The sequence below is a fragment of the Paenibacillus sp. E194 genome (genome assembly GCF_000935845.1).
GTDB lineage: Bacteria > Bacillota > Bacilli > Paenibacillales > Paenibacillaceae > Paenibacillus_B > Paenibacillus_B alvei_B.
The window spans coordinates 1-678 of record NZ_JMDX01000541.1; the positions used below are offsets into that span (position 1 = coordinate 1).

Below are 678 nucleotides of genomic sequence, written 5' to 3' on the forward strand. Positions count from 1 at the left end.
GTTGGGGACTTTGCCCATCAGGAGAGAAAATGACGTTTAAAGTGAAATGTGAAAACCGTGAGGCTTGCTAATTATAGCAAACTCACGGTTTTTTTCAGTTTTTTTGTGCTTTCACTTGCTCTTTCGTAGTCGAGTCTGATCTTGATTGATCAAAGAGGGCTTACATCTTTTGCTGGGCAGCATTCTCAATCTTGACTGCCTTCATCACTTTATTCGTGTCTTTCGTCATGCTGCGAGCCGTGCCGAACTTCACTTCCATATTGATGCCCAGTTCTTGCAACTTAGCTTTCACTTGTTCTTCGGTAAGGGTTCCCGCTTTCATTTGGTCAAGAATGGATTTCACTTTTTCCTTAGTTGCTTCATCAAGGTTATCCATTTTCGATTTATCCATCTTTACTTGGAAGTGATGACCCTTGCTGAAATCTACATTCAATTCGATGCCAAGCTCTTGCAGCTGAGATTTGGCTTGTTCTTTCGTAAGCGCTCCTGTTCTCATTTGCTCAAGAATAGCTTTCGCCTTTTCTTTGGCAGCTTCGTCAAGGTTATCTAATTTCGCTGCGTCCATCTTTACCATAACGCCATGAGCTGTTTTGCTGAAATCTACATCCATGTCAATGCCTAGCTCTTGCAGCTGAGCTTTAGCTTGCTCTTTCGTAAGTGCACCAGCTTGAGCTTGGT

At 42.8% G+C, this 678-nt stretch carries 1 pseudogene; it reads right to left on the reverse strand.

The features are described from left to right. Positions 1 to 160 precede the first annotated feature (160 nt). A pseudogene (locus AZ66_RS32275) lies at positions 161 to 678 on the reverse strand (hypothetical protein); the annotation flags it as partial.